This is a genomic window from Janthinobacterium sp. OK676 (genome assembly GCF_900103595.1).
Classification (GTDB): Bacteria; Pseudomonadota; Gammaproteobacteria; order Burkholderiales; family Burkholderiaceae_D; genus Janthinobacterium.
In genome coordinates this window covers 38,524-62,742 of the sequence record NZ_FNHA01000008.1, presented here as the reverse complement: position 1 = coordinate 62,742, position 24,219 = coordinate 38,524, and the positions used below count along the sequence as shown (strand labels likewise).

General features: G+C 64.4%; 24 protein-coding genes. 9 read left to right on the top strand and 15 right to left on the bottom strand.

Annotated features, from left to right (window positions below; genetic code table 11):
• Positions 1-57: 57 nt before the first annotated feature.
• Complete coding sequence (locus BLU39_RS16630; protein WP_175539341.1) at positions 58-1,041, bottom strand: beta/gamma crystallin-related protein; 984 nt, start codon at positions 1,039-1,041, stop codon at positions 58-60.
• A gap of 267 nt (positions 1,042-1,308) precedes the next feature.
• Positions 1,309-1,971 (bottom strand): beta/gamma crystallin-related protein, encoded by a 663-nt coding sequence (locus tag BLU39_RS16625; protein WP_092714855.1) that lies wholly within the window; start codon positions 1,969-1,971, stop codon positions 1,309-1,311.
• A 189-nt stretch (positions 1,972-2,160) separates the two neighbouring features.
• On the opposite strand from BLU39_RS16625, the gene BLU39_RS16620 reads away from it, so the two are divergent.
• Both BLU39_RS16620 and BLU39_RS16615 read left to right on the top strand, forming a co-directional pair.
• A complete protein-coding gene (locus tag BLU39_RS16620; RefSeq protein WP_092714853.1) occupies positions 2,161-3,555 on the top strand; it encodes an MATE family efflux transporter in 1,395 nt (464 codons plus the stop codon).
• 202 nt (positions 3,556-3,757) lie between these two features.
• Positions 3,758-5,965, top strand: a complete 2,208-nt coding sequence (locus tag BLU39_RS16615) for a S9 family peptidase (protein WP_092714851.1) — start codon at positions 3,758-3,760, stop codon at positions 5,963-5,965.
• A gap of 70 nt (positions 5,966-6,035) precedes the next feature.
• On the opposite strand, the gene BLU39_RS16610 is transcribed toward BLU39_RS16615, so the two are convergent.
• The 3 genes from BLU39_RS16610 to BLU39_RS16600 form a co-directional block, all read right to left on the bottom strand.
• Positions 6,036-6,221 carry a CsbD family protein gene (locus tag BLU39_RS16610; RefSeq protein ID WP_034759763.1) on the bottom strand — a complete coding sequence of 62 codons (186 nt, stop codon included), beginning with the start codon at positions 6,219-6,221 and terminating at the stop codon, positions 6,036-6,038.
• Between the two features lie 175 nt (positions 6,222-6,396).
• The gene (locus BLU39_RS16605; RefSeq protein ID WP_092715286.1) at positions 6,397-7,041 is read right to left on the bottom strand and encodes a class I SAM-dependent methyltransferase; all 645 of its coding nucleotides are present in this window, start codon (positions 7,039-7,041) and stop codon (positions 6,397-6,399) included.
• 70 nt (positions 7,042-7,111) lie between these two features.
• Positions 7,112-9,187, bottom strand: a complete 2,076-nt coding sequence (locus BLU39_RS16600) for a M13 family metallopeptidase (RefSeq protein ID WP_092715284.1) — start codon at positions 9,185-9,187, stop codon at positions 7,112-7,114.
• Positions 9,188-9,325: 138 nt separating this feature from the next.
• On the opposite strand from BLU39_RS16600, the gene BLU39_RS16595 reads away from it, so the two are divergent.
• Together BLU39_RS16595 and BLU39_RS16590 are read left to right on the top strand one after the other, a co-directional pair.
• A complete protein-coding gene (locus tag BLU39_RS16595) occupies positions 9,326-10,153 on the top strand; it encodes an HDOD domain-containing protein (RefSeq protein ID WP_092715282.1) in 828 nt (275 codons plus the stop codon).
• A gap of 222 nt (positions 10,154-10,375) precedes the next feature.
• Complete coding sequence (locus BLU39_RS16590; RefSeq protein WP_314607443.1) at positions 10,376-10,627, top strand: flagellar protein FliT; 252 nt, start codon at positions 10,376-10,378, stop codon at positions 10,625-10,627.
• 415 nt (positions 10,628-11,042) lie between these two features.
• Here BLU39_RS16590 and BLU39_RS16585 read toward each other — a convergent pair whose 3' ends face one another.
• Positions 11,043-12,176, bottom strand: coding sequence for a type IV pilus assembly protein FimV (locus BLU39_RS16585; protein WP_092714846.1), 1,134 nt, complete (start codon positions 12,174-12,176; stop codon positions 11,043-11,045).
• 172 nt (positions 12,177-12,348) lie between these two features.
• On the opposite strand from BLU39_RS16585, the gene fumC reads away from it, so the two are divergent.
• The 3 genes from fumC to BLU39_RS16570 all read left to right on the top strand — a co-directional run bounded on the left by fumC (position 12,349) and on the right by BLU39_RS16570 (position 14,449).
• Positions 12,349-13,743, top strand: a complete 1,395-nt coding sequence (gene fumC, locus BLU39_RS16580; protein WP_092714844.1) for a class II fumarate hydratase — start codon at positions 12,349-12,351, stop codon at positions 13,741-13,743.
• Positions 13,744-13,837: 94 nt separating this feature from the next.
• Complete coding sequence (locus tag BLU39_RS16575; RefSeq protein WP_035825476.1) at positions 13,838-14,059, top strand: RNA-binding S4 domain-containing protein; 222 nt, start codon at positions 13,838-13,840, stop codon at positions 14,057-14,059.
• Positions 14,060-14,164: 105 nt separating this feature from the next.
• Entirely contained in the window at positions 14,165-14,449 is a 285-nt protein-coding gene (locus tag BLU39_RS16570; protein ID WP_092714842.1) for a hypothetical protein, read from the top strand.
• Between the two features lie 4 nt (positions 14,450-14,453).
• On the opposite strand, the gene BLU39_RS16565 is transcribed toward BLU39_RS16570, so the two are convergent.
• From BLU39_RS16565 to BLU39_RS16530, 8 genes are all read right to left on the bottom strand, one after another.
• Positions 14,454-16,076, bottom strand: coding sequence for an MNIO family bufferin maturase (locus BLU39_RS16565; RefSeq protein ID WP_092714840.1), 1,623 nt, complete (start codon positions 16,074-16,076; stop codon positions 14,454-14,456).
• Positions 16,077-16,093: 17 nt separating this feature from the next.
• Positions 16,094-16,396, bottom strand: coding sequence for a BufA1 family periplasmic bufferin-type metallophore (locus BLU39_RS16560; RefSeq protein ID WP_092714838.1), 303 nt, complete (start codon positions 16,394-16,396; stop codon positions 16,094-16,096).
• 237 nt (positions 16,397-16,633) lie between these two features.
• Positions 16,634-16,834: a YjfB family protein gene (locus tag BLU39_RS16555; protein ID WP_034781856.1), complete on the bottom strand. Its 201-nt coding sequence runs from the start codon at positions 16,832-16,834 to the stop codon at positions 16,634-16,636.
• A 57-nt stretch (positions 16,835-16,891) separates the two neighbouring features.
• Positions 16,892-17,428: a molybdopterin-guanine dinucleotide biosynthesis protein B gene (gene mobB, locus BLU39_RS16550; RefSeq protein WP_092714836.1), complete on the bottom strand. Its 537-nt coding sequence runs from the start codon at positions 17,426-17,428 to the stop codon at positions 16,892-16,894.
• Positions 17,429-17,523: 95 nt separating this feature from the next.
• Positions 17,524-18,984 carry an alkaline phosphatase family protein gene (locus BLU39_RS16545; protein WP_092714834.1) on the bottom strand — a complete coding sequence of 487 codons (1,461 nt, stop codon included), beginning with the start codon at positions 18,982-18,984 and terminating at the stop codon, positions 17,524-17,526.
• A gap of 100 nt (positions 18,985-19,084) precedes the next feature.
• The gene (locus tag BLU39_RS29190; protein WP_092714831.1) at positions 19,085-19,747 is read right to left on the bottom strand and encodes a general secretion pathway protein GspB; all 663 of its coding nucleotides are present in this window, start codon (positions 19,745-19,747) and stop codon (positions 19,085-19,087) included.
• 1 nt (position 19,748) lies between these two features.
• Positions 19,749-21,392: an ExeA family protein gene (locus tag BLU39_RS16535; RefSeq protein ID WP_092714829.1), complete on the bottom strand. Its 1,644-nt coding sequence runs from the start codon at positions 21,390-21,392 to the stop codon at positions 19,749-19,751.
• 51 nt (positions 21,393-21,443) lie between these two features.
• On the bottom strand, positions 21,444-21,968 hold the full coding sequence (locus tag BLU39_RS16530) for a hypothetical protein (protein ID WP_092714827.1): 525 nt from the start codon (positions 21,966-21,968) through the stop codon (positions 21,444-21,446).
• A 423-nt stretch (positions 21,969-22,391) separates the two neighbouring features.
• Between BLU39_RS16530 and BLU39_RS16525 the strand changes: the two genes are divergently transcribed.
• Positions 22,392-22,670, top strand: coding sequence for a hypothetical protein (locus BLU39_RS16525; protein WP_139178316.1), 279 nt, complete (start codon positions 22,392-22,394; stop codon positions 22,668-22,670).
• Positions 22,671-22,721: 51 nt separating this feature from the next.
• Here the strand turns inward: BLU39_RS16525 and BLU39_RS16520 are convergent, their stop codons facing one another.
• Positions 22,722-23,009 (bottom strand): hypothetical protein, encoded by a 288-nt coding sequence (locus tag BLU39_RS16520; protein WP_092714822.1) that lies wholly within the window; start codon positions 23,007-23,009, stop codon positions 22,722-22,724.
• 336 nt (positions 23,010-23,345) lie between these two features.
• Between BLU39_RS16520 and BLU39_RS16515 the strand changes: the two genes are divergently transcribed.
• Positions 23,346-24,218 carry a glucosamine kinase nucleotide-binding domain-containing protein gene (locus tag BLU39_RS16515; protein ID WP_092714820.1) on the top strand — a complete coding sequence of 291 codons (873 nt, stop codon included), beginning with the start codon at positions 23,346-23,348 and terminating at the stop codon, positions 24,216-24,218.
• The last annotated feature ends 1 nt before the right edge of the window (position 24,219 follow it).

Sequence of the window (24,219 nt, the reverse complement as noted above, 5' to 3'; positions counted from 1 at the left end):
AACCGCCTGGCGGGATCAACCCGGCAGGCGGCCTGTCCGCATGGCGGCAGGAGAAAATCAGCGCACGCGGCGCAGCGAGGAAATCTGGTTTTCCATCGCGTTCAGGCGGCCGTACTCGCCCGGCCCGATCACTTCGCAGCGGCCGTGGAAGTTCGAATCGCTGCACACTTCCCACTGGCCCTCGTTGACGACGATGGACGAGGCGCGGTCGTTGAAGTTGTAGCGCACCAGGTCTTCCGCATTGTGGTCCAGCGCCAGCGGTTCGCCGCGCATGCCCGCCTCGGGGAACAGCAGCACGGCGCCGCGCTGCTGGTACTGCGGCTGCTGGTATTGCGGATATTGCGGCTGGTCGTATTGCGGCCGCTGGTACTGGTTATCGTACTGCTGCTGGCGGCGCGCTTCGCGCTCGTCGACCATGCGCGCCGACGAGACGCGTCCATCGAGGCCGCGTCCCAGGTCGTCGTGGCGGCCAGGGCCGAAGATGCGGCACACGCCGTTGTAGTTCGAATCGCTGCACAGCTGCCAGTAGCCGTTATAGACGACGATGCTGGTGGTGCGGTCGTTGAAACCGATATTGACGAAATCGTCCGTGTCGCGGTTCAGGCGCGCCGAGCCGCCATTCTGGCCCGCGCCCGAATACACTTCCAGGGTGCCGCCACGGCCATAGCCGCCGCCATGGCCCCGGTCGGGATCGCGTCCGGGACGTCCCGGATTGTTGCCATCGCCGCGGCCCGACTCGCGCACCGAACTGATGGCGTCGTTCATGCCCGGCATCGAGCGGTATTCGCCCGGCCCCAGGGTGCGGCAATTGCCGCGGAAACCGGCATCGGTACACACGTCCCACGTGCCCGAACGCACCAGGATGCTCGACACCTTGTCGTTGAAGCCAAAGCGCGACAGGTCATCCGTCGTCTCGCGCAGGTTCACCGCGCGGCCACGCAGATCTACGTCTTCGAACAAGGTGATATCGCCCGCATGGGCCCCCAGCGAGAGCAGCAAGGTGGCCGCGCATGCCAGCGTGTGTTTGAAAGGGCCCGTCATGATTAACTCCATTCTTCATTCTTTGGTGATGATTTGCCTGGCCAAAACGCCAGGATGCCATTGTAACAAGTGCCAGCCCGCGCGGAAGATCGTCGACTCTTTCGTCAAAGCGTATGCATGATCTACATGACAACGGATGTCAGTGTAGCCATCCACAGAAAAAACGGTGTAACAAAGTATGGGAAAGGCACAATAAATTGTTACCAAAAGCAATAACCGGCCCTGCGGGAGCCGGTTATTGGCATTTGAGGTACTCGCTGACCCGTATCAGCGCACTTCGCGCACCGACGAGATGCGGTTGCTCATGCGCTCGAGGCTTGCGTACTCGCCCGGTTGCAGGGTGCGGCAGCGACCGCGAAAGCCCACGTCCTCGCACACTTCCCAGTAGCCGGTGCGCACGCGCACGCTTTGCGCCGTGTCGTTGAAATCGCGCTCGCGCAAGTCGGCCGCGCCATTGCGCACGGTCAGGCTGCGGCCGGCGAAGTCGTCGCGCGTGTACAGGGTCAGCTCGCCGCCCATGGCGCGGCCAGGCAGATGCCCGCGCTCATGCTCATGCTCATGTTCGCGGTCACGCTCCCAGTCGCGGTCGCGTCCCGGATGCCTGCCATCCCAGCCGCCGCGCACTTCGCGCAGCGAGCTGATTTTGTTGGCGCGGCCATCGAGCGACGGATATTCTCCCGCAGAGAGCAGGAAGCAGGCGCCGCGGAACTCCGCTTCCTCGCACGCCTCCCAGCGACCCGAGCGCACGCGGATGCTTTGCGTCGTGTCGTTGAAATTGACGTCTTCGAGGTCGGCGACCGTATCGCGCACGGTGTGCGAGCGGCCGTGATAATCGTCGCGCGAATACAGGGTCAGTTCGCCGGCGCCGGCCAGTTCGGCCGTCATGGCGGCGCCCAGCAACAGGGCGCAGTTCAAGGCTTTCTTCAACATGGTCTTACTCCATAGTCAGGGTACTGCGGTTGACTATTTGGTCATTTTGCCAAATAGAGCGCGCAGTCTATCCGCGACCGGCCCACTTAGCTGTAACAAATGATTACCGTGTCCGGACGCCCTGGGCGCCACGGCGGACAAGCACGGCGAATGCCGGTAGAATCTTGTGTTTAGACAAGCTTGCCGCCCATGCCACACACTACCTCGTTCACCCTGCCCGCCATCCGCACTGAAGTCGCGTCGCTGTGGAAGCTGGCCTGGCCCATCCTGATCGGCCAGCTGGCCACCGTCGGCATGGGCGCGGCCGACGTGGCCATGACGGGCCATACGAACCCCGAGGAACTGGCGGCCGTGTCGCTGGGCGCGGCCATCTGGTCCATCGTGCTCGTCACCGTGAGCGGCATCATGATGGCGATCAATACCCTGGTGGCGCATGAAATCGGCGCCGCGCGCCACGACAAGGTACCGCACATCGTGCGCCAGTCGCTGTGGAAGGCGCTGCTCGTGGGCCTCGTGGCCTGTCTGCTGACGAACATGGCGGCGCTCGTGTTCGATCACCTGATGCTGGAACCGGCGGTGGCCGCCAAGGCCAAGCTGTTCGTGCACATCATCAGCTGCGCGCTGCCGCCGTTCGCCGCCTACCGCGCGCTGTACGGCTACAGCACCAGCATCAACCAGACCAAGCCCGTGATGGTGATCGCGCTGGCCGCGCTGGCGCTGAACATTTTCGTCAATTACCTGCTGATCTACGGCCACTGGGGCATGCCGAAACTGGGCGGCGTGGGCTGCGCCGTGGCCACCACCTGCTGCGTGTGGATGATGCTGCTGGCCATGCTGGCCTGGATCAGGATCGCGCCCGCCTACCACGCCACGTATCCGTTCACGCACTGGGAATGGCCGCAGCTGTCGTCCATCGGCCCCATGCTGCGCCTGGGCCTGCCCATCGGCGTCACCTATTTTGCCGAAGTGAGCGCCTTTGGCGTCATCAGCCTGCTGGTCGCCCGCTTCGGCGTGATCCAGGTATCGGCGCACCAGATCGCGCTGAATTTCTCGTCCGTCGTCTTCATGGTGCCGCTCACGTTCGGCATCGCGCTCGTCACGCGCGTGGGCCACGCCGTGGGCGAAGCCAATTTGCGCCGCGCCCGCTTCATTTCGTGGGTGGGCGTGGCCATGTCGCTGACGGCGGCCATCGTCTCGGCCGCCGTCATCACCATCTTCCGCCACCAGATCGCGCAAGCCTACACGTCCGACCCGCAGGTGCAGGCGCTGTGCGCGCAGCTGCTGCTGTTCGCCGCCCTGTTCCAGCTGTCCGACGCGACGCAGGTGGCGACGTCCTGCGCCATCCGCGGCTACAAGGTGACGCGCCAGCCGATGCTGATCCAGCTGCTGGCCTTCTGGGGCTTCTCGCTGCCGATCGGCTATGTGCTGGGCCTCGCGCCGCAAGGCTTCATCTGGTCGCCGGCCGAGCCGATGGCCGCCGCCGGTTTCTGGATCGGCCTGGTGACGGGTTTGACGGTGGCCGCCGTGCTGCTGACCTGGTATTTGAACCGACTGTCGCTGCAGCGCCTGCGCGAGGCCCGTTGAAGGAGCAGTCGGCGCGCAATGAATGCGCGCCGACTGCCCACATCACCATATAAAACATTGCTGTCTTCACCATTACACCGAAGTAAAGCAGGTAATCGACGGCTTATTCCGTGGCCTGCCCTATCGCATTAAACGCCGTGCTCTGGTATCGTTTGCCGTCAAGCATCAGCTTGGCCATTCTTTTACAATCACCGAGACATCCATGCGTTTTATTCTTTGTTTTCTGGCCGCGATGGCCAGCGTTCCCGCATCGGCTGAAAAGCTGACCCTGGAACGCATCCACGCCGATCCGGCGCTGGCCGGCCCCGGCGTGCGCAACCTGAAGGTCTCGCCCGATGGCGAGAGAGTCACGTTCCTGCGCGGCCGCGCCGACAACCAGTTCCAGCTCGACCTGTGGGAATTCAAGCTGAAGGACAAGAGCACGCACCGCCTGGTCGACTCGAAGGCGCTGGTGCCGAATGAAACGATTTCGCCCGAAGAGCAGGCGCGCCGCGAACGCGAGCGCACGGCCAGCCTGAACGGCATTCTCAGCTACAGCTGGTCGCCCGATGGCAAGCAGCTGCTGGTACCGCTGGCCGGCAATCTGTACCTGGTCGACGCGGCCCGTCCGGACAAGGCGCGCCTGGTCGCCAAGGGCAATGTGCTCGACCCGAAAATCTCGCCGAAAGGCCGCTACATGTCCTTCGTGCGCGATCAGAACATCTATGTGATCGACTTGAAGTCGGGCCAGGAACGCCAGCTGACGACCGATGGCAAAGGTGCCATCCACAATGGCGAAGCCGAATTCGTGGCGCAGGAAGAAATGGGCCAGCGCACCGGCTACTACTGGGCCCCGGACGATTCCGCCATCGCCTACAAGCGCTATGACGAAGCGCCCGTGCCCGTCGTGCGCCGCTTCGAAATCTTTGCCGACCGCACGGACGTCGTCGAGCAGCGCTACCCTGCCGCCGGCGACCCGAACGTGCTGGTGCAGCTGCTGATCGTCTCGCCGGAAACGGGCGCGCAGCGCCAGGTGGACCTGGGCACGAACCCGGACATCTACCTGGTGCGCGCCGACTGGAGCGCGGACAGCAAGTCGCTCGTGTACCAGCGCCAGTCGCGCGACCAGAAGACCCTCGACCTGGTCGCCGTCGACGCAAGCACGCTGGCGCAACGCACCTTGCTGACGGAAACGTCAAAGACCTGGGTCAGCATCCATGACGACCTGCGCTTCCTGTCCAACGGCACCTTCCTGTGGTCGTCCGAGCGCACGGGCCGCAATCACCTGTATTTGTACGACATGGGCGGCAAGCTGCTGCACCCGGTCACTTCCGGCGAGTGGGGCATCGACGGCGTGCTGGCCGTGAACCAGAAAACCGGCAAAGTGTTCGTCGCGTCGAACCGCGACGCCGTCATCGACAAGCAGACCTACGCACTGGCGCTCGATGGCAGCACGGCCGACAAGCCGCAGCGCGTGACGAAAGCCGATGGCTGGCACGACACGACGTTCTCGCGCAATGGCGAAGTCTTCGTCGACACCTATTCCGACCCGGCCACGCCGCCGCAAGTGAGCATCCGCCGCCCGGACGGCGCCATGGTGGGCTGGCTGGAAGAAAACGCGCTGAACGCGAGCCACCCGTATTTCAAGTACAAGGCGGACCACCTGCCGACCGAGTACGGCACCCTGAAGGCCAACGATGGCCAGACCTTGCACTACTCGCTGGTGAAACCGTCGAACTTCGACGCGGGCAAACGCTACCCCGTCTACCTGTCGACGTATGGCGGCCCGCACTCGCAGCACGTGGCGCGCCGCTGGGGCAACAATTTCGACCAGTACATGGCGCAGCAGGGCTTCGTCGTCTTCCGCCTCGATAACCGCGGTTCGTCGCGCCGCGAGCGCGCGTTCACGGACGCCATCTACCACAACCTGGGCGCGGCCGAAGTGGCCGACCAGCTGGTCGGCATAGCCTGGCTGGGCCAGCAAAGCTTCGTCGATGCCAAGCGCATCGGCGTGTTCGGCTGGAGCTACGGCGGCTTCATGACCCTGCGCTTGCTGTCGGCAGCCTCCGACAAGATCGCCATGGGCGTCTCGGTCGCACCCGTCACCGACTGGTCGCTGTACGACACCCACTACACGGAACAATTCCTCGGCATGCCGAAGGAAAACGTGGACGGCTACAAGGCCAGCACCGTGTTCGCCCACCTGGACGGCTTGAAGTCGCCGCTGCTGCTGGTGCACGGCATGGCAGACGATAACGTCTTGTTCAGCAACAGCACGCGCTTGATCGACGCGCTGGTGAACCGCGGCGTGCAATTCGACCTGATGACGTACCCGGGCGCCAAGCACGGCATCTCGTCGCGCGCAGGCCAGCGCCACGTGTACAGGAAAATCGAAATGTTCTTCAAGCAGAACCTGGGCGTCGCGAAGTAAAGCGCGCCCGCAAATGAAAACCGCCGCCTGTCTTGCGACAGGCGGCGGTTTTTTTTATGCGTGCGTCAGATTACGGCTTGCGCGTGACGGTTTCCACCGCGTCTTTCACATCGCCCACTTTCTTTTGCACTTTGCCTTCGACCTGGTTTGCCAGGCCCTTGGCTTGCTGTTCTTCGCTGCCGACGACTTTGCCAGCGGCTTCCTGGATTTTACCGCCGACTTCCTTCAGTTTACCTTCGACTTGATCTTTGTTCATGATAAATCCTCACTGTAGTTGGTACATCTGTTGTCCTGCCCCGAAGGGCCGGTACTGCGGCTCACACGCCGTTGCAAACTGCTTGCTGCGTGTCGATGTGTCCATACTACGCTTGAGGTTGCAAAAACTATGTACGGTCCCTAACACATGCCAAAAATCAGCTAATTACGCGAAATCAGCCCGCTTTGCGCCATACCGTCGCCAGCCACGGCTGCTGCTCGCGCGGCAGGCCGGACGGACGGTAATACTGCTCGACCAGGCTGAAACCGGCCGCCTGCACGTACGCGGCCCATGTCGCTTCGTCGTGGTAGCTGCCGTAGCGCGCGCCGTTCCAGCCTTCCTGGTTGTGTCCGCGCGGGTTCGAGCTGAACAGCACGCCGCCCTCCTTCAGGCACGCGTACAAGGCGCGCAGCACGCCGGGCAGGACGGCGCTGGGCACGTGGAACAGCACGGCATTGGCGAACACGCCGTCGAAGTGCGCGGCTGGCAAGTCGAGGTCGACGAAATCCTGCTGCCACACGGTGCAGCCGCTGTAGGCGCGCGCCATCTCGACGAAGCGGGCGCTGCCATCGACGCCGGTGGCGTGGTGACCCATGGCCGTGAACGCTTTCAGGTCGCGGCCGGGGCCGCAACCGAGGTCGAGGATCGCCAAAGGCGCCGGCTTGCCGATGGCATTCAGCAGCGCGCTGATGTTCTGGCTGACGTCGTGGTCGCGCGTGCCTTCGAAAAACTGCTCGGCGCTGGCGTCGTAATGGGCCAGGGTGCGCCCGGTGATGGCGTGGATGGGGTCTTGCGGGTCTTGCGGTGGGGTCGGCTTCATGGCGGTCCTGTCGATATGTTCCGCCATTTTACGGTGCCGGCGCGCTGCGTGCCGGCACCGTCCACATCTGCTACCAGACGCGCACGCGCTGTTCCGGCGCCAGGTACAGCTGCTGCCCCGGCTTGACGTCGAAGGCCGGGTACCAGGCGTCGAGGTTGCGCACGGTGGCGGCGCGGTATTGCGCAGGCGCGTGGCCATCCGTGAGGATTTGCTGGCGCGCCGCCGCTTCGCGCGCCTTGCTGCGCCAGCTGACGCCGTAGCCGATGAAGAAATCACGGTCCGCGCCCGGCTGCGCCGGCTTGCCCTGCTGCGACAGGGTGAACGCGTCATGCGCGGCCGCCACGCCGGCCAGGTCGGCCAGGTTTTCGCTCAGGGTCAGCTGGCCATTCACGGCCAGGTCGGGGAACGGCTTGTAGGCCGCGAACTGCGCCACCAATTGCTTCGAGGCTGCCTGGAAATGCGCCAGGTCGGCCGGCGTCCACCAGTCGCGCAGCTTGCCCTGGGCGTCGAACTGGGCGCCCTGGTCGTCAAAACTGTGGCTGATCTCGTGGCCGATGGTGGCGCCGATGCCGCCATAGTTGGCCGCGTCGGACGCTGTCGGATCGAAGAACGGCGGCTGCAGGATGGCGGCCGGGAAATTCAGCGCATTTTGCAGCGGCAGGTTGACGGCATTGACCAGCTGCGCCGGCATGGCCCAGGACTTGCGGTCGGGAGACTGGCCCAGCTTGGCCAGTTCCTGCCGGTAATGGAACTGTTCCGCCCGCTGCACATTGCCCAGCGCATCGCCGCGCACGACGCGCAAGCCCGCATAATTTTCCCAGCGCTCCGGATAGCCGACGCCCACGTACAGGGTCTTGAGTTTTTCCTGCGCCTGCGCCTTGGTAGCCGGCGCCATCCAGTCCAGCTTGTCGATGCGGCGCGAGAAGGCGGCGACGATATTCGTCACCATGTCTTGCACGCGCGCTTTCGATTCAGGCGGGAAATAGCGCTCCACATACAGCTTGCCGACGGCGTCGCTCAAGGCCGCATTCGTCGCGGCCAGCGCGCGCTTGCTGCGCAGCGACTGCTGCGGCGTGCCGCTCAGGGCGCTGCCATAGAAGGCAAAGCGCTGGTCGGCGGCCGCCTTCGGCAAGGTCGTGCTGAAATGGTTGATCGCGTGGAAGGCCAGGAAATCCTTCCACGTGGCCAGCGGCACGCTACCTACCAGGGCCGCGCTGCCCGTCATGGCCGTCGGATGCCAGACGATGAAATCCGCCTGCTTGCCGAGGCCGGCCGACTGGAAGAAGGTTTTCCAGTCCAGGCCGGGCGCCTTGCTGGCGAAGTCGGCGGCGCGCCACGCATTATTGCCCTTGGCGACATCGGCCGAATCCTCGCGGCTGGCGTGGCTGGCGGCAATTTGCTGCTCGAGCGCAAACACGCGCGCGGCGCGGGCCGGCGCATCGCTGTAGCCTGCCTGCTTGAGCATGGCGGCGATATGCGCCTGGTAGCCCGCGCGCAAGCTCTGCATGCGGGCGCTGTCGCTCTGGTAAAAGGCGCGGTCGGGCAAGCCCAGTCCGCCCTGCAGCAAATAAGCCACATTGCGCGTGGTGTCGTTCAAGTCTTGCGCCACCCACAGGCCGAACAGATTTTCCGTATAAAAATTGGTGGCATTGAGCGGATCGACATCGGCGCGCAGACTTTCGCCCAGCGCGCGGGCCAGTCCCGCCTGGTCGCGTATGCCATCGATCTTCTTCAGCAGCGGCTTGATCGGCGCCCAGCCTTTCGCTTCGATAGCCGATTCATCCATCCAGGAACGGTAAAAATCGCTGACCTGGCGCGCGGAGGCATCGGCCTGCGGCGCCGCCGCCAGGCCTTCGACGAGGGCAATGATGCGCTCGTTGGTGGCGTTGGCGAGGATGGCAAACGAGCCCCAACTGCTGCGGTCGGCGGGAATCTCCGTATTGCGCAGCCAGTCGCCATTCACATAATCGTAGAAATCGTCGCCGGGCAAGACCGTGGCGGCAGCGGGGACAGCAGGCACCGCGGCGGCCGCCGCTTGCTGGCCATGCGCCTGGACCGGCAAACCGATCAGCGAGACGCCGGCCAGGGCGAGGACGATGGCAGCCTGGACTGGCGTCCGGGCCCAGGAAAAACACAAACCGTGCATGGCGATCCTTTCGATGGAATAGTCAAAATCATAGCCTGTTTCCCATGAAAAGAGCATCCCGCAATTTTTTTGCATGCGCATAAAAAATCGGCATATAGTTTCACGACCCCATGCCGCGCGAACGCCAAGGAGATTGCCATGCAACTGGAAGCGCTGTTCCAGCAACCCCACGCCCTGCCTGCCGCCCCGAAGATCGTCGATGAACTGGTGCGCAGTTTCGACAACCCCGCCAGCTCCACCGAAGACATCGCGCGCCAGCTGGGAGCGGACCCGGCCTTGAGCGCCAAGCTGCTGCGCTTGGCAAACTCGGCGTATTACCACGTCTCGCGCAGCATCGGCACGGTGGAAGACGCCGTGCTGATGCTCGGCTTTGTAACCGTGCGCACGCTCGTCATCAGTTCGGGCCTGGTCAGCGGCTACAAGACCGTGCCCGGGCTGAACCTGCCCCAGTTCTGGCGCTACAGCCTGCACAGCGCCGTGTCGGCCCGCTGGATCGCCAGACAGACGGGCGACAACCAGGACCTGGCGTTCACGGTCGGCATGATGCATGCGATCGGTCAACTGGTGATCCATGCCGCCATGCCCGAGCAAGCCATGCAGCTCGACAAGATCGCCCCGCCGCTCGACGCGCGCCGGCTCGACGCCGAGCGGGTGTCGCTGGGCTATGACTATGCGCAGGTGGGCGCCGAACTGGCGCGCCGCTGGAAGTTCCCCGCCGCCTTTGCCGACGCCATCGCCGCCTTTCCCGATCCGCTGGCCAAGACACCGTTGAATCGCCTGGCCGCCATCATCCACCTGGCCGCCTGGCGCGCCCGCATCGAGGAGAACGCACTGAGCAATGAAGAAATCATCGCCTGCTACCCCGGCGACGTGGCCGAAGCGCTCGGTTTGCCGCCCTCGGTACTGATCGACAAGATGCCGCCGCCGGCCGAACTGAGCGCGGGACTGGAAGAACTCGTCAAATAAGTCCGCCGCTGCCGGAATTCTCCCCCTGCATCCATGCGGCTTGGCGGGCGATTCCGGCAGCAGGCAGGCAATCATCTAAATTATTTTCATTTTTTTTCAAAAACACCCTCAAGTTCCTGCTGGACCTGCCGTTAATCTTGACAAGCGGTAATCCATTCACTAGTTACGGGTGTGCTCATGACCTCCAACGACGTTCTTTCGATGTACGAAAATATTGCAGGAATGACCAATAAAATGGTCGTGGCCGCACGTTCGAGCGACTGGGATGGCCTGGATACCCTGGAAAACCAGTGCGCCAGCGCCGCCAGCGCGACCATGACGGGCAAGGCCCCTGCCCTGGCCGGCGCCTCGCGCCTGCGCAAGATTGACTTGCTCAAGCAAATCCTGGCCAATGACCGCGAAATCCGCGCCATCACGGAACCGTGGATGACGCAGCTGCCGAACGCCATGCAAGGTGCGCGCGCACGCATGTGAAACTTGCCGCGCCAGAAAACACAAAAGCACCCGAGGGTGCTTTTTTTACATCTGCCGCCTTCGCAGCGAGCGCGCCATCTGCGGCGCCCGGGAAGCAAGGAGGGGAATGTGGAAGGCGAGCCCCAGGTATCTCCTGGCGTCGCCTCGCTGCCGGTTGCATCCGGCGTTCGCGAGCACATCGTTGGCATCGCGAACCGCTTCCAGACCCAGGCGTTTATGCAACGCTACACCTGTTTGCCGCGCCACACTATCGTTGGTGGCTGCGCCAGGCTGGGGCTGTTTTGTCGTAGAGCAAGTCCACTGAATTCATCATATCACCATCTTTAAAAAAAAGGCAACGCGATTGGCCGGCGTTTTCCTGTATTTTTTCAATATCTTTTTTTACATCAAATTTCGGCCTGGATTTGCCACCTCGTCAACGCGAGAACGGCTCAGGCTCCGCTTCGGCCACCGCGCCCTCTTCCACGGCTTCCGTCAGCACGGGCACATCTTTTTTCTTGCGGCCAAACGGCTTGCGCAGCAGAACCCAGTATTTCGACGGTGCGCGCGGCCCCGTCGCCTGCCTGCGCTTGCGCACCACATACACGATGAGGGCAGTCAGCAGCAGGAAGACCAGGGTGCCGAGACCGAGCCACAGCATGCCGTTGCCGCCCCCCTTCTTTTCCTTGTCGGCGGCGGGCGCCGCGTGCAGCGGCTTGGGCTTGGCATGGGGCGCCTGCGCCTGCGCCTCGGCGGGCGCGGCGACTGGCGCTACAGCGACGGCGGCGGCAGGCAGCGCCAGCGCCTTTTGCAAAGCGCCGAGCTTGCCTTCCAGTTCGCCAAGCCTGGCATTGAGGGCCGTGTTTTTCTCATCGAGCGCCACACATGCTTGCGCCTGCTCCATATCGGCTTGCGGCGCGCAAGCGGCCACGGGCGCCGTGGCGCGGCGCGGCGGACGCGGCGCGGGAGCCATCTGCATGGGCATGGCGGGCGGCGGCACGAACACGCGCGGCGGACGCACCAGGCCCTCGGCACGGGCGCGGGCCGCCAGCGCGGCGGCGTCGGGCGATGGCGCGACGGGTACGGCGCGTGGCAACGGCACAGGCGTGGAGACAGGCGCGGGCGCGGGAACGGCGGGCCGGACTGGCGCACTGACGGCAGCGGGCGGCGCCGGTGTCAGCCACAAGGTAGCCAGGCGCACGACGGCGCCATTGCCATTGCCCAGCAATAAATACAAATGCACATGCCCCGCCTGGATGGCCTGCCGGGTGCTCACGCGCACATAGTGGCGTCCCCCACGCTCCAGCGGGCTGATCGTCAAGGTTTGCAGGGCCGGGTCCATGCCGATGCCGCCGCCCCGGTACACATCGGACGAGGCCAGGCGCACGGCCACTCCGCTGGCTTCGTCGGGCGCCAGGGCCGTCAATTCGATTTCGGCCAGCAGGGGCTGGCCCACGTGCGACAGCACCGCCATCTCGCCCAGTTCGGCCGCGCCCGCCACAGACGGCAAAGCCAGGCTGGCGGCGGCGCACGCGATCAGGGACCAACGGGAAAAGATGCTGCTCTGCATGGACTGATCGCTTTGATAACAAGATAAATAAGGGGAACTCGCCTGTCTTTAACGGCAGGAAATCGCAAAAATATAGATGGGTCATGGCAAAAATGATGCAATACAGCATCGTCCTGTGCCTTTTTGGCGCCTGGAGTACACTCGATCCACCTCTATCGATGAAAGGGATGCCATGAGTAGCAGAATCGAACGCGACAGTTTCGGCCCGATCGACGTGCCCGCCGACCGGCTGTGGGGAGCGCAAACGCAGCGCTCGCTCGAGCACTTCCATATCTCCACGGAAAAGATGCCGCCCGAACTGATCGCCGCCCTGGCCACCGTCAAGCGCGCGGCCGCCCACGTCAACCTGGACTTGGGCTTATTGGATGGCAAGAAAGCCGTTGCCATCACGCAGGCTGCCGACGAAGTGCTGGCAGGCAAGCACGACGCGGAATTCCCGCTGGCCGTCTGGCAGACGGGCTCGGGTACTCAAAGCAATATGAACATGAACGAAGTGCTGGCCAACCGCGGCTCCGAGCTGATCGGTGGCTTGCGGGGCGCCGAGCGACTGCTGCACCCGAACGACGACGTCAACCTGGGCCAGTCCTCGAACGACATCTTTCCCACCGCAATCCACGTGGCGGCCGCCCTGGCCGTCGCCAACACGGTCTTGCCGCCGCTGCGCCAGCTGCGCGCCACCCTGGACGCCAAGGCCACGGAATTTGCCGACATCGTCAAGATCGGCCGCACCCATTTGCAGGATGCGACGCCGCTGACCCTGGGCCAGGAATTTTCCGGCTACGTGGCGCAGCTGGACTTTGCCGAGCACATCATCACGGCATCGTTGCCGCCGCTGCTGCAGCTGGCCGCCGGCGGCACGGCCGTCGGCACGGGCTTGAATGCCAACGTGGAATTTGCCGGCCGCATCGCGACAGAACTGGCGCGCCTGACGGGCCAGCCGTTTGAGTCGGCCAGCAACAAGTTTGCCGCCCTGGCCGCCCACGACGCCCTCGTCGCGGCCCATGGCGCGCTGAAAACACTGGCCACGGCCCTGATGAAAATCGCCAACGACGTGCGCTGGATGGCGTCCGGCCCCCGCTCCGGCCTCGGCGAAATCACGATCCCGGAAAACGAGCCGGGCAGCTCCATCATGCCGGGCAAGGTCAATCCTACCCAGTGCGAAGCGCTGACCATGCTGTGCTGCCAGGTGTTCGGCAACGACGTGGCCATCACGGTGGGCGGCGCCTCGGGCAATTTCGAGCTGAACGTCTTCAAGCCCCTGATTGCACACAACTTCCTGCAAAGCGCGCGCCTGCTGGGCGACGGCATGCGCAGCTTCGACGAGCATTGTGCGCACGGCATCGCGCCGAACCGCGCGCGCATCGCCGAACTGATGGAGCGTTCCCTGATGCTGGTCACGGCGCTGGCGCCGCACATCGGCTATGACAAGGCGGCACAAATCGCCAAACAGGCCCAGCACGAAGGCACAACCCTGAAGGAAGCGGCGCTGACCCTGGGCTTTGTGACGGAAGAGCAATTCAGTGCGTGGATCGTGCCGCTGGAGATGACGCGGCCCAACAAAAGCTGACTTCCCCCTGCATTGCTGGCGGCTTCAGGTAAACTACGAGTTAGTTGAGGTCGTCATCAAGTGTTGAAAACACATCATTGCAATAAGGGATACAATGCAAAAAGTAAGCTTTGATTTAACATCCGAGTTCGTCGAGCTGAACCAGCTGTTGAAGCTGGTCGGCCTGTGCGACAGCGGTGGCGCAGGCAAGGTCATGGTCGATAGCGGCGTGGTGAAGGTCGATGGCAAGAAGGAATTGCGCAAGACCGCCAAGATCCGCGCAGGCCAGGTCGTCAGCGTGGGCGATATCCGTATCACGGTCGTCGCTCCCGTGTGATGTCGGCATGGGGCGCTAAAGCAGCCCCATGCCAGCCGGGTGCCTGGATCAAGCTGCAACACGTCGTTATTGCCAGATGAATATCGATTGCAGAAGGGAAGCACCATGGAACATCCCGCACAAGGTACGCGCAGCCAGGAGCGCCTGATCGGCGACTTGCGCCAGGTCATAGAAAACGCGGAAGAATTACTGCGCAACACAGACAAATATACCAGCAGCCTGTACCAGAGCGCGCGCGCCCGGCTGGAACTGGCCCTCGTCGCGGCCACGGCCGAACTGGCCCGCTTTGAAGAAGAGCAAGTGACGCGCATGATGGACGCCACCCTGGCGGCGAATGCCCTGTACCGCGATCAGACGGGCGAAGCGCGCCTGCTGCGGGCCTTCGAATAAACCGTTACGCCGTCAACACCGCGTGCGCCAGCCACTGGCGCAAGCGTGCGGGCAGGTCGAATGCCGGGTCCAGCTCGAACGCCGCATCGAGTGCGGCGCCAAACGTCTGCCCCTGCCGCAAGGCCAGCAAGGCTGCATGCGCAGCCGCATCCACTACCAGCACCTGCGCCTTCCAGCGCGGTCGGCATACGAGCGCGCAACTGGCCACCTGCATATCCTGCGGAAACATCCCCTGCCCTTCACCATCCTGATGCGCCTGCCACAGGACCGCCACTTGCCAGTTGGAGGCCAGCAAGGCGCAAGCGGGATGCAAGCTAAAACGCCGCGCTTCCAGTTGGTCGGGATGCATGGCGGCCAGCGACTCGGGCGCCATGCCTTGCGCATCGGCCGCGTAATGGGCCAGGTGCACGGCCCATTCCAGGCGCGCCATGTCGGGCAGATAGGGCAAGTCAGCCACAGGCGGAAAAACAGCGAGAAAATCGGCGAAACGCTCGCCAAACTGGTTCAAATCGGCGTTATCTGACGGATACTGCCGACCATACGCGCGCGCCAGGCCGCCAAAGAATTCCTCGCCCACCAGCGCCAGCACGACGGGGTAGGCATGGCCCAGGGTGCGGCGCCACGTGGCGCTCAAGTTGCCGCGGTACAGTGAAAAACGCTCCAATACCGCCGCTCCCGCGAACGATGGCAGGGCAGCCGCGGTATCGAGCAAGGCCGTGGCAAACGCTTGCTGGCCGGCTACCAGCGCGTCAAGCGGCGCGGGCGTTGGCGTCGATGGCAGCGCCTCTCCCTGCCAGGGCGTTTGCGGCGCAAGGCGCGCCAGCATGGCCTGCGCCTTGTGCGCCTCGCCCAGCAGGATATCGAGCGGCGGCAAATCCGTATCCCATTCGACGAGGGTGGGCACGGCGCCAAAACGCCGCAAGGCGGCCGCATACAAGTCCCAGACGGGCTCGACAACGGTAGCGCCATGGTGGTCGATCACGGCGTGCGGCGTCAGCAAGTGGCCGCCCAGATGCAGCTCGCCCACGCTGCCCGGCGCGATCGACTGCATGGCCGTCAAGGCGTCTTCGCCGTGGTTGCACTGGTTCACGTACAGATTATTGATATCGAGCAGCAAGCCGCAGCCGCTGCGGCGCGCCAGCTCCGCCAGGAATTGTGCTTCGCTCATGGCATCGTCGGCAAAACGCAGGTAAGTGGAAACATTCTCCAGCAAGATCGGTCTTTTCAGCACATCCTGCACCCGCCCCACTCTGGCGCATAGCAAATCGAGGGCGGCGCCGTTCAAGGCCAGCGGCAACAGATCGTTGAGTTGCTGCCGCGCCACGGCGCCCCAGCTCAAGTGTTCCGACACGAGGACCGGTTCGATGCGCTCGACCACGGCGCGCACGCGCTGCAGGTGCGCTTCGGAAAAACCGCGCGCGGAACCCAGGCCCAGGCCCACGCCATGCAGACTGATCGGGTATTCCTCGCGCAGGGTCTGCAGCACGTGATGATCCCAGCCCGAGGGCTGCAGATAATTTTCAGTGTGCACTTCCAGCCAGCCCACCGTGGGCCGGCGCGCCAGGAAGTCGCGGTAATGCGCGGCGCGCAAGCCGACGCCGGCAAGCGCCTGGATGGGCGGCGGCATGGGCAGGCGGCGGACGCTTAGGGCTGGGTAGCCGGTTTTGCAGCCTTGCCGGCCTTGATGGGTTTGACGGAGCCGCCCGCCTGTTCGCACGTGCCCTTGGCAACATAGGACCATTCCGTGGGCAGATTGTCCGCCTCCGCCTGGCCCGCGCAGGAATGCGCGCCGTCGGACGAGGCGCAATCGTTCTGCCCCGCCTTGGCCACGCCATAGCATTTTTCCTTGTCGCCAGGGGCGGGACCATCGTGCGCGGCCGCGTTGACGGAAGTGCCGGCGCAGAGACCCGCGAGGGCGGCGGCGATGAGAGCTTGACGTTTATTCATGGAATTCCTCTTGCATGGGTCAAAGTAATCGATAAGTGGGCACGCCCCGGGCTGCACCATGAGCAACACGAGGCGATGGACGTCATTCTACTGAATCGGCCGTGCCATGGCGAACCAGGCTCAATTACTTCATTTCACAGGGACAGGAAGGCAGACAAAAACGCCCACGCGCCACCGTCGATGACGGTAGTGTGGGCGTAAATATAGCGGGCGCCAGGCTGGCGCCGCGGACCGCGCTCAGGCAGTCGTGTTGATGCGGTTACCGAGGTGAGCCGGCAGGCTAGGCGCCGACTGTACCGGCGGCAATGCTGCCAGCAAGGCCGTGGCAGTCGAGCTCTGGATATCCTGGGCTTTTTTCAGGACAGTCAAGCCGACGGCTTGCCGCGTGCCCGTCTCCGCCATCGTGGTTGACAGTTGAGCAATGCTTCCGACGTCCATACATTTCTCCAATGAGGTTCTACCCTTGTTAACGGATGTCGCCGGCAAACCTTTAGCTTATTTTTCCAGCTTATTTTCCAACTGCAGCAGCAGCCAGGCCAGCACGTGCTCGCGCGCATTCAAGTCCAGCCATTGCACGCCCTCGCGCAGGTCGGCCGGCGCCGGGCTGTCGGAGGCCACGGCGATCACGTGCGGGTCGTGCGGATACAAAGGCGATTGCCCCACTTCCGGGCGGAACACTTCCAGCTTGGGGATGGGGTCCGTCTTGAAACCCTCGACCAGGGTCAGGTCTGCCGGCCCCATGCGGGCCAATTGCTGTGCAAGACTGGGCTCGGGCGCGCCGCGCAGCTCATGCACGATGGCAAAACGGTACGGCGACGCCACCAGCACTTCCGCCGCCCCGGCCAGGCGCAGGCGGGCGCTATCCTTTTGCGGCGGCTCCAGCGCCAGGTCATGGTGGCTGTGCTTGACCAGGTTGACGCGCAAGCCGCGCGCCGCCATTTCCTTCACCACAAATTCCAGCAGGGTCGTCTTGCCGCTACCGGAACGGCCGATCACACCGAGTACCGGGTGTGCGGGCATCGCATCGTGCATGGTCACTCCTTGATTGAGAAGGAATGATTATACGCAGCGCCACGGGCGCGGCCATCCGGCACAGGCGTCGCGCATTGCCCAAGTTAACACCGAGGTCAAGCAACTCCCGGTTTTCCGCCATTCTTCGCGCCGGCGGGCACGTGACGCCGGCGCCTGCCCGCCGGCTTCGGCGCTGCCGCGCCCGCCGTTTTACTCGCTGTTTTACCACTCATCGCCTGCGCATTCCTGGCCTTGCGCGCCAATTGCCGGTGGGCAGCGATCGCGCCCGCCTCGGCATCGGACTGGATCGGTACGCCGGCAACGGTACCCAGTTCGCCATCAGGCAGGCTGGCCGGCGCCAGCGTGGCGAAGTCCCGCGCCCGCACATCCGCGTCCCATGCGGCGCGCTGCGCCAGCACGGCGGCAGGCACGGCGGGCGCCGCGCGCGGTTGCGCCAGGGTCAGCACGGCGCCCAGGCCGCTGGCGGCCGCCACGCGCGCGCCCATCTGGGGCAAGCCGCCATCGGCGGCGCGGCAAAAGCGCTGCAGGATGGTTTTGATGATCGACGTGTGGTCGACCACCTCGTGGCTGACGCTGCCGGGCGCAATCAGCGGCGACACGAGCAGCATGGGCACGCGCACGCCGTACTGGCGAAACGCGGGATCGTCGTCAATGGCAGGGCCAGGCGGCACATGGTCGAAAAAGCCGCCGTGCTCGTCATAGCTGAGGATGAGCAAGGTGCGCGCCCAGGCGGGGCCGCGCGACAAAGCCTGGTAGACCTGCGCCACCAGCGCCTGGCCGGCGCGGATATCGGCCGGCGGGTGGTCGTCATTGTCAAAAAAATGCGGATCGATCCAGCTGACCGAGGGCAAGGTGCCCGCCAGCGCATCGCCGATGAAGCCATAGCGGCGCGCGCTGGAACCGAACGGTTCGTACCACTCGGACGAGCGGTAATGGTCGTCCGTCAGGGCCAGGCTCCAGGGCTTCCAGGCGGAATAAAATTTCCAGCTGACCTGGGCCCGCTCGAGGTGGCGCACGAACGATTTGTTCGTGTACAGGGGCACGCGCTTGCTGTCGTGGCTGCCGGCCGCCTTGCCGCTGACCGCATACAGGCGGTTGGGCCAGGTGGCGCCCGGCACGGAACTGTAGCAGCGGTCGCAGACACAAAATTGCTGCGCCAGGAAATCGTACATGGGCAAGTCGGCTGCATTGTAATAACCCATCACCAGATCGATGTCGGGGTCGCCCGGATGCGTTTGCGCATAGTCGTCGACAAAGCCGCCATTATTATTCTGCAATTGCTGCGCCACCGACATGCCCGTATGCGACGGATCTTGCTGCGGGCCGAAGGCCGTGCGCCGCAAATGGTGCACGGGGTAGGACACCCCCGCATGCACGTTGGCATGGCCGGCCTGCAAGCCGTCGATGTCGGCGCGCCCGCCTTCCAGGCTCAGGTAGCCGAGCATGTGATCGAACGATCGGTTTTCCATCATCAGCACGACGATATGGTCGATGCGCGCCAGATTACCCAGGCCATGCGCGTCAAGAACACCCTCACCAGCTGCGGCAGCAATCATCTGACCTCCCCGGCCGCGCACACGGGCGCAGCGACCCTGGTTCGACCAGGCCAGGCCAGTATGGTTCAGCTATGGCGGCCCGGCCTTGATGCACAACAACTCAGTATGGCACGCGGTAGCGGTAGCCCTTGAAACTGAAGATGGCCGCCTTCGGCTGCAATTTTTCCAGCACCAGACCGGGCGCCAGTTCCTCGCCTTCGTGGCGCAGGACCTTATCGACCAGCAACAGGCGGTCGGCCGGATTCTTCGAATAGATATAGCCGCCGATGGCGACCGGAGGGATTTGCCGCTGTATCGGCTCGGGCAGGTCGCGCATGCCGGGCACGGCCTCTTCGGCGGCAGGCGCAGGTACGGGCACGGCCGGCGTAGGAGCGGGGGATGGCGACTCCTGCTTCGGTTCCGCCACGGGCCGGGCATGGTGCACGGGCGCGGCGGTGGCTGCTGGCGGCACCGTCACAGCCACCGGCACAGGCGCCGGGACGACGGATGGGACGACTGCCGGCACCGGCGCGGGCACGGCCTGGGCCAAGACGGCAGGAGCGGCCGCAGGTGCAGCCGTGCCCGCCTGCCAAGGCTGCCAGAACAGCAGGGCGGCAGCCACGGCCACCGTCACGCCGCCCAACGCCAGCCAGACGGGCGCGCGCCGCGCCGCGCCGGACGCGGCGCCATCGTGCAGCTGCACTTGCGGTGCGTGGATTGACGGCAACTCGCCCAGCTGGCGCTCGGCTTGCGATTTTTTCAGTGCTTCAAGTATGTAGGACATCTTATTTCCCCGCCACCATCGCCGTCGCAGCGGGCGCTGCCACGGCAGGAGCTGCGCTGCTCAGGCGCGGCTCCGCATTGTCACCCAGCTGCATCAGGCGTATGAACGTTTTCGGGCCGGCCAGGCCATCGGCCCGCAAGTTCTGGCGCTGCTGGAAAGCACGCAGCAGGCCTTGCATCTCGGCATCGAGCGGCAGATTGGCGGCCGGTGCCGGCAAGCCCTGCTGTTGCGCCAGGCGCTGCGCCAGCCAGTCCACGTCGACGCCGCGGGCGCCCAGCGGCACTTCGTCGCGCCAGCTGCGCGGAGCGCGCCAGAAGGTCGTGAAACTGCCATCGCTGCGCTGCGCCAGCTGGGCCAGCTGGGCCAGCGGCAAGCTTTGCTGCTTGCCGTCGAGCATCAAGGTGGCGCTCTCGTCCTGCAGGCGCGTCAGCAGCGCCAGCTGTTCCATCCCCTGTGCATCGCGCAAGGCCAGCATGGCGGGACGGTCCAGCACGCGCAGCTCGGCGATGCCGCCCCGGCTGTGCAGGCAGCGCAGGCCGGCGCGGGCGCCCGCCTGGCAAGCATCGCCGGCCGGCAACTGCTCGCCCCACAGGGCGGCCAGCTGGCGCAGCACGGCGTTGCGGTCCGGCACCTTGGCGGGTGCAGGTGCCGATGCGGCGGCAGCCGCCACGGCGGACGCGGCAGGCACAGAGGCGGCCACGGCAGGAGCCGCAGGCACAGCGGATGGGCGCGGCATGAAATGCCAGGCCAGCGCGGCCGTGACCACGGCGCCGGCCAAGACCCCGCCCGCCACATGGGGCCAGCGCAAGCCCCGTCCAGTAGCCGGCTTGCCCTCTTCCGCAAACACTTCCTCGGCGGCGCGGCGCAAGATCTGGCGCGTCACCTGCGGCTGGTTTTCCACGTAGGCGCCCAGCAGCGCGCGGTCGCACAGCAGATTGATGCGGCGCGGCACTCCCTTGCTCAAGGCGTGGATTTGCGCCATCAAACGGGGGGCAAACGGCGTCTGCGCCGTACTGCCCGCCACAGCCAGGCGGTGGCGGACATAGCTGGCCGTTTCGTCCGCCGTCAGCGACCCCAGGTGATAGCGGGCGATCACGCGCTGCGCCAGCTGCTCCAGTTCCGGCCGGGCCAGCATGGCGCGCAATTCCGGCTGGCCGATGAGGATGATCTGCAGCAGCTTGCGCTCGCTCGTCTCCAGGTTCGTCAGCAAGCGCAACTGTTCCAGCACGGCGGCAGACAGGTTTTGCGCTTCGTCGATGATCAGCACATTGTTCTTGCCCTGCGCATGGCTGGCCAGCAAGTGCGTATTGATGGCGTCGACATAGCCTTTCACGCTGGCCACGCCAGGCGCCGGGGCGATGCGGAATTCCTCGCAGATCGACAGCAGCAGTTCCTCGACGGACAATTTCGGATTGAAGATATACGCGAGCTGGCAGTTTTCCGGAATCTGCTCCATGAAGCAGCGGCACACGGTGGTCTTGCCGGCGCCGATTTCGCCCGTCAGCAGCACGAAGCCGCCGCCGCTGCCCACGCCATACAGCAGGTGCGCCAGCGCTTCGCGGTGGCGTTCGCTCATGAACAGGTAGCGCGGATCGGGGGCGATCGAAAACGGCGATTGCTTGAGCTGGAAATAATGCGTGTACATGGAGACCCTGCGGATGAAACGATCAAAATGCGCGGCGGCAAGCCGATACCCTCATCGGGTGCGGGCGGGCGGCAACGGCTTGTATTTGGCGCAATAGACTTTTGCCTTGCTGCGGAAGTAGACGATTTTACTGCCAGGCACGGAACCACGGACGGGAAAGGCGGAATTGTCGAGTTTATTGAAACGCAGACCCGAGGCGCCGCGGATGGCCGGCTCCAGTTTTTCCGGCGTCGAGTCCGCCACCACGCCCATGAACACGAGGGGGCTGGTGTCGTCGCTGACGATCACGTCGGTAATCGGCGCGCCCCACAAGGTCGCGTCCGTGCGGAACCAGTAGGCGCCCCCTTCATGCTTGTAGGCGGGGCCGAAGGCCGTCAGCAGATAGGCATAAAAAGCCTTGTTGTCGATCTGGTCGATGCACAGCACGGCATTGCCCACCACTTGCCCGAACGTGGATGGCGGCGGCTTCTGCTGCGCCAGCACGCCGGACACGGGCACGCCGCAGGCCAGCAGGGCGAACACCGCCAGCCGGGCCGGCGCACGCCACGGGCGCATCAATGAACGGCGCACGCGCATGATCAGCGCTTGCGCTCTTCTTTCTTGACCTTCTTGGCTTCCTTCTTTTCCTTCATGGTCTTGGCCGGTTCCTTCTTGGCTTCCTTCTTGCTGTCCTGTGCCTTGCTCATCATCTACTCCATGCCTGGGCGGAAATGCCTGAGCCATTATGACACTCCCCCATGAAAATGCCACATCATTTCCCCTATGCAATTGATCCCGCCCGGCAAGCACAGGCAGCGCATGCGTTTATTTGAAAAAAGACGTTTGCATTTTTATTCTATTGTGTTTTAATACACGGACTTTATAAATAGATATCATTTCGGTGCGGCGTGACCAGCACGGAAACAAGCATACAAACTGGGGACAGGACATGGCCGGCATGCGGCGGACCATGGCAAATCGACTTGCAGCCCTCGGCGGAAATAGACGGAAACAGACAATATGATGAGAACAATGATCTTGCTGGGCGCGGCCCTGTCGCTCTGGGCCGCTGGCAACACCTATGCGGCGGATACACAGCCGATGCAGGCGGCCACCTACCGGGCGGCGCCCGTCACCCTGGCCATGCAGCTGGCCAGCCTCCAGTCGCAGGACGCCAGCCTGCGCGCCCCGGCCCAGCATGAACCGGGCGCGCATTCACTGCTGCTGGTCACCATCGTGCTGCTGAGCCTGCGCATGCGCGCCAGCGCCACCACCAACAGCGAAAAATTCAGCACCTGACGTGAAAACGGCCGCGCAAGGCGGCCGCTCCAGTCACGCGTCAGCGCACATTCAGTGCAGGCACAGACGGCGGCGCGTCTTTTCGATCAGCGCCGTATCGTAGGGATACAGGTTCTCTATAAAGAACAGTTCCGTTTCCGCCTCGTCTTCCAGGCACATCTCGATCATGACGGGGCCATCGCTTTCGCGGCCCAGGAAATCCTTCGGCCAGCGGTTCTTGCGGTGCGTGCGCATCATTTCCATGCCCAGCGCGGCCAGCGGCGCCGACACACCGGCGGCCAGCGCCTCCTGCTGCCAGTCGTCCCAGTACTCGCTCTTTGCTGCCTTGTCGTTCATCATGCTCTTCCAACTCAGGTGTAAAAGGCGGACTTTACTCTTCATGGCGTCCCTTGCCAAGCAATACTATGGCGCGCGGCGCAGACCAGTGGCGAAAAATTGGCATTAAACAAGGCCAATTTCAATACCATTCACCATCCGCAAAAACTCCTTTATTAACAAACACTTGCAATATGCCTCTCGGGCTCGGCGCAACACCGCGCCATGCATTTTTTAATACCACTTAAATACCTGTTGACAAGCCCTCGGGGCGACAATATAGTGCCTTCAGCTTTTTCGCCGCCCGACAAATAAAAGAACCGAGACAGGCGCACTCAACCAAACGCGGGACTGCACAACATGATCGAATACATAATCGGCGTCGACGGCGGGGGAAGCGGTACCCGCGTACGCCTGGCGCGCCTGGACGGCCAGGAACTGGCGCAGGGACAAAGCGGCCCATCGGGCCTGGGACTGGGCATCGAACGGGCGTGGACCTCCGTCGCGCACGCCGTCACCCTGGCCTTCCGCGCGGCCGGCCTGGAACAGCCGTCGCTGCAGCGCATGGCCATCGGCCTGGGCCTGGCCGGCGTGCACAACAAGCAGTGGGCCGCCAGCTTCGTCGAACACAATCCCGGCTATGCCCATGTGGCGCTGGAATCGGATGCCCTGACCACCCTGCTGGGCGCGCATGCGGGCCAGCCGGGCGCCATCGTTGCCATCGGCACGGGCAGCGTGGGCGAAGTGCTGCACGCGGACGGCAGCCGCCACGAAGTGGGCGGCTGGGGCTTCCCATCCGGCGACGAGGCCGGCGGCGCCTGGATCGGCATGCGCGCCATCAACCACGCGCAGCAAGTGGTCGACGGCCGCGTGCCCGGCAGCGCCTTCGCCACGGCCATCATCGACGCATGCGGCGGCCAGCGCGACGCCATGCAAGTGTGGCTGGCCGCCGCCAGCCAGACCAATTTCGCGCAACTGGCGCGCCTGGTGCTCGAACACGCGGCCAGCAATGCCGTGGCGCACACCATCCTGGTCGACGCGGGCCGGCAGATCGCGCTGATCGCCAGGGCGCTCGACCCGGCCGGCGCCTTGCCCGTGGCCCTCTGCGGCGGCCTGGCGGCGCCCTTGTCGGGCTACCTGCCGGCGGAACTGTTGAAACTGGTCGTGCCGGCACAGGGCGACTCGGCCGCAGGCGGTCTGCGCCTGATCCGCAAGCACTTGCAGGAGCAATGAC